General features: G+C 48.5%; 5 protein-coding genes. All 5 read right to left on the bottom strand.

Features of this window, described 5'->3' with window-relative positions; translation table 11 throughout:
* Positions 1-141 precede the first annotated feature (141 nt).
* Positions 142-1,098 (bottom strand): tRNA dihydrouridine synthase DusB, encoded by a 957-nt coding sequence (gene dusB / locus ISALK_RS14600; protein WP_160723606.1) that lies wholly within the window; start codon positions 1,096-1,098, stop codon positions 142-144.
* A 105-nt stretch (positions 1,099-1,203) separates the two neighbouring features.
* Positions 1,204-2,010, bottom strand: a complete 807-nt coding sequence (locus ISALK_RS14595) for a type III pantothenate kinase (RefSeq protein WP_160723604.1) — start codon at positions 2,008-2,010, stop codon at positions 1,204-1,206.
* 157 nt (positions 2,011-2,167) lie between these two features.
* Positions 2,168-2,782: an ECF transporter S component gene (locus ISALK_RS14590; protein ID WP_245394430.1), complete on the bottom strand. Its 615-nt coding sequence runs from the start codon at positions 2,780-2,782 to the stop codon at positions 2,168-2,170.
* Between the two features lie 166 nt (positions 2,783-2,948).
* Complete coding sequence (locus tag ISALK_RS14585) at positions 2,949-3,914, bottom strand: biotin--[acetyl-CoA-carboxylase] ligase (RefSeq protein ID WP_160723602.1); 966 nt, start codon at positions 3,912-3,914, stop codon at positions 2,949-2,951.
* A gap of 117 nt (positions 3,915-4,031) precedes the next feature.
* Positions 4,032-4,321: sodium ion-translocating decarboxylase subunit beta (locus ISALK_RS14580; protein WP_160723600.1), on the bottom strand; the 290-nt coding region annotated here is incomplete at its 5' end.

The following is a 4,321-nucleotide window of genomic DNA, read 5'->3' as shown; positions in this document are numbered from 1 at the left end:
AGTTTATTAAGGTTACCCAAAAACATTATACCTTGGTAATTTCTGTATTTTACAAAATCACGATTAGCGCCAGCAATCTGGTGCTTATGTTTTAACTATTTAAGGACATTTTCTAAAAGGGTTGACAGCATTTCCCACAATTTATGCAAAATACTCCTTTACCAGGGCCACTAGGGCTGCTTCGCTTTCTATATGATTGATTTCCCGCTTTAGGGCGGCGCCGTGGGGTCTGCCCTTTACGTACCATCCCAGATGCTTTCGCATTTCTTTAACCGCGGTATGTTCCCCTTTATAGGCTACGGCTTTTTTAAGGTGCCGTAGGATCACTTCCCGGAAATCTTCGCTATGAAGCTCCGGCTTTTCCTTTCCTTCAATCACCCTTTTGATTTCCCGGAAGATGAACGGGTTTCCCCGAACCCCCCGGCCAACCATCACCGCGTCCACCCCGGTTTTTTGAAACAGGGCCTTGGCGTCCTCCCCCGTAAATACATCGCCGTTGCCGATCACCGGAATGTTCAGGGCCTTTTTTACCCGTCGGATGGCTTCCCAGTCCGCGGTGCCGGAGTAAAACTCCTCCCGGGTCCTTCCATGGATGGTCAGCATCTCGGCCCCGGCTGCCTCGGCGATGCCGGCGATTTCCAAATCATTGATGCCCTCGTCGTCCCAGCCCTTTCGAATTTTCACCGTCACCGGCTTGCTGGAAGCCTTCACCGCGGCTTCAATCACCGCTTTTGCTTTTAATGGGGTTTTCATCAAGGCGGCTCCGTCTCCGTTTTTGACCACCTTCGGGGCCGGGCATCCGAGATTCAAGTCCAGCAGGGTATGATCTCGGGGATTCAGTCTATTCACCGCTTCACCAATCACCTCCGGTTCCGAACCGAAGATCTGAATGCCGTAGGGCGTCTTCTCCTCCCCCGGCTCCCCCATATCCAGAAGGCCTTGGGTTTTTTTGTCCCCGTAGCACAGGGCTTTGGCACTGACCATTTCCGTGTAAACAAAATCCGCCCCTTCTTCGCTGCAGATCTCCCGGAAGGCCCGGTCCGTGATTCCCGCCATGGGGGCTAAGATGACTTTTCCCTTCATAAAATCCTTTACCATTTCTCTCCCTCTTTCATTGACCGCGACGCATATCATTGACACCGACTCACTTGATTGACAACGATTCACTTGATTGACACCGACTCACAGAAAAGCCAGGTAGCATCACCTGGCTTGTTTTTCCTGTATCTTTTTTTGTCGATCCTCTTCATTCCGTTGGAAAATAATTTGCAAGCCGTCCAGGGTTAAAAACTTATCGATTTTATCGATGCATTGGGTTTCACTATCGATTAGCGTCGCCAGCCCCCCGGTGGCAATAACCTTTACTCCATTGCTTTTGAACTCTTTTTTCATTTTCTTGACGATTTGTTCCACCAGACCGGCGTAACCATAGATAATCCCCGACTGCATGGAGTTTACCGTATTTTTACAGATGGTTTTTCCCGGCTTGATCAGTTCCACCCGGGGCAGCTTCGAGGCCCGTTGAAACAGGGCTTCACTGGAAATTTTGATACCCGGGGCAATGGTCCCGCCCAGATATTCGCCTTGGGAGGATATGGCACAAAAGGTGGTGGCGGTGCCAAAATCGATCACGATCAAGGGGCCGTTGTACTTTTCATAGGCGGCCACCGCATTCACGATCCTGTCCGCCCCGACCTGTCTCGGGTTATCGTACTTCACATTCATACCGGTTTTTACTCCGGGCCCCACTATTAAGGGATTAACTCCGAAAAGTTTGATTACGGTGTTCTCTAAGGAATGCATAAGATCCGGAACCACCGAGGAGATAATTACATCCTTTACTTTTCGTCTTTCCAGTCCTTTGTAACTGAAAAGCTGATCAATCAATACGCTGTACTCGTCTGAAGTTTTGTCTTTGTCCGTGCCAATGCGCCAAAAGTCCACCAGCTCTTTGCCTCGATAGACCCCTAAAACCACATTGGTATTTCCTATATCAATGACTAATAACATCGGTTCACCTTCTTACTCTGTCTTTAACACTTTTTCGGATACGATGGATCCGGTATTTCTTTGCTGAAATTCTGTTGTTTCTGTTGTTTCTGTTGTTTCTGTTAAATTTTCATATATTATGATCCTACATGAATAATCTGCTCAATATAGTATGATCTTACTTAAATAATCTGCTTTTCTCTAAGGATTTCAGTACCGCCAGGACAATAACCCCGGAGGCAATCATTTCCGCAATACCATTGGTTGCCGCTACCGTGAGGACCACGGACAGTGGAAGATATCCAAAGGCATAAACCAAGCTCAGTACGCCGACGGTATTCGTTGCCGTGCCCAGCACCGAAGCCCCGACAATGGCTGCGCTTTTTCCTTTAGCAGAATTCATTTTAAATTTTTCGATTAACGTCACTTTGATTCCCACATAACTGTAATAGCTTACCACGCCGATTAATAACCTCGGTAAAATCGCGATAATGGGATTGGCAAAAAACGGGTTGTTCGCTCTTAAAAAACTGCTGACACCGAAGATCAGTCCCACTAAGGTTCCGGTAATCGGACCTCCTAAAATCGCTGCCATGATTGTGGGAATATGCATCGTCGTTGCATTAATTCCCGTAGGCAGGGGGATAAAACCGATCGGGGTCATACTCAGCACAATGGATAGGGCTCCCAACATTCCTGCCAGAGTCAGTCCCTTTGTACCCAGGGCCTGCTTTCTTGTGAAACCACCCATGCTGTGAAGTCTTGAATCTGTTGACATTGCTTTTTCTGACATTTTCACGCACCTCCGCTCCGACTCTTCTATAAGATGCCGGTCGTATTTTTTTGTTTCCTTCAGTGAATCTCCTAGTCCAGCTGGATATGCCGGCTATTTTCACCGTATTAATTGTAACAGTTTACCGTAAATAATTCAATAAAAACTTTTCCTCCGGCCTTAAGGATTATGAATATCCCCCAAGCCCTCTCACAGACACTTCCCCGGAACTCAGCACTTCCTCCTCGCCGCTTTCATAGCGGACCTTTAAGAATCCTTCCTTTGTGATTTCCACGGCTTTTCCCTGTTTTTTTTCCTCGCCCCGGAGGATGATCACTTCTTTTCCCAGGACCGCCGAGCGGTTTTCTAAAATCCCGTGGACTTCCCCCAGGGTTTTTTCCCGGGTAAAGCCGTGGTAAAAGCGGAAAAATTTATTTGCCGCCCTTACAAACAGTTCCTTTCTAGAGACCTTTTCTCCCTTTTCTAAATACAAAGAGGTGGCCCGGTCCTTTAACTCCCCGGTAAAATTCGGGGTGTTCACATTGATCCCGATGCCCACAATAATATAATTGATCCCGTCGGGCTCCCCGGATACCTCGGTTAAAATCCCCGAAACTTTTTTTCCCTGTACCAGAATGTCGTTGGGCCACTTGATCCTCGCCGGCAGGCCCGTTACTTCTTCAATGGCCTCCGCCACCGCTGCTGCGGCGATCCCGGTGATTTTAAAGCTCTCTTCCATGGTGATCCGGGGTCTTAAGAGCATGGAGAAAAAAAGCCCGGCCCCCTTGGGGGAATCCCAACTCCGTCCCAGTCTTCCCCGTCCCTTTTTTTGCTCTTCGCTGAGGACAATCATTTCATCGGGATAGTCCCGGGCATTTCTTTTTAAGTGATTGTTCGTGGAATCAATGGACTGATGCACCTCCACTTTTTTTCCCAGGGATTTTTCCAGCTCATAGGCCAATAACCGGTCCTCCTCAATGGTTAGTTGATAGCCCTTGTTCGGTACCGAGGTTATTTGATAGCCCTCCTCCTTTAAGGTTTTCATATGCTTCCAGATGGCGGTGCGGGAAACGCCGAACTCCCTTCTGAGCACCTCTCCGGAGGTGAACTCTCCCTGATGATTCAATAAGTATTCTAAGATTTTTTCCTTCATGGCCTGTGGCTCCTTTCTTAATTTCTTCTATGTAAAAACAAAAGAGATAAACAAAGGATTTTGTTTATCTCTTCCGATAAGATGACAAAAACTCCGTCCCGCTGTCACCCGCTTTTGCTAGCCGCCGAAGAGGGAGAGCATGACGCCGGCGGCGACGGCGGAGCCGATGACGCCGGATACGTTAGGTCCCATGGCGTGCATCAAGAGGAAGTTGCTGGGGTTTTCCTTTTGGCCCACGCTTTGGACCACCCGGGAGGCCATGGGTACCGCGGATACGCCCGCAGCGCCGATCAGAGGATTGATGGCTTTTTTCGAGATCTTGTTCATCAGCTTAGCGATGATCAGTCCCGAAGCCGTACCTACCCCAAAGGCCACAACGCCCAGAACAATGATTTGAATGGTTTCAA

It is taken from the genome of Isachenkonia alkalipeptolytica (genome assembly GCF_009910325.1).
Classification (GTDB): domain Bacteria; phylum Bacillota; class Clostridia; order Peptostreptococcales; family T1SED10-28; genus Isachenkonia; species Isachenkonia alkalipeptolytica.
Note: the sequence above shows the minus strand (reverse complement) of the source record. Positions and strands in the feature narration are given on the sequence as shown.

Bases quoted from the DNA above. Each gene is read 5' to 3' on its own strand.
- ISALK_RS14595 (WP_160723604.1), bottom strand. From the start codon at position 2,010: ATGTTATTAGTCATTGATATAGGAAATACCAATGTGGTTTTAGGGGTC.
- dusB (WP_160723606.1), bottom strand. From the start codon at position 1,098: ATGGTAAAGGATTTTATGAAGGGAAAAGTCATCTTAGCCCCCATGGCG.
- ISALK_RS14585 (WP_160723602.1), bottom strand. From the start codon at position 3,914: ATGAAGGAAAAAATCTTAGAATACTTATTGAATCATCAGGGAGAGTTC.
- ISALK_RS14590 (WP_245394430.1), bottom strand. From the start codon at position 2,782: ATGTCAGAAAAAGCAATGTCAACAGATTCAAGACTTCACAGCATGGGT.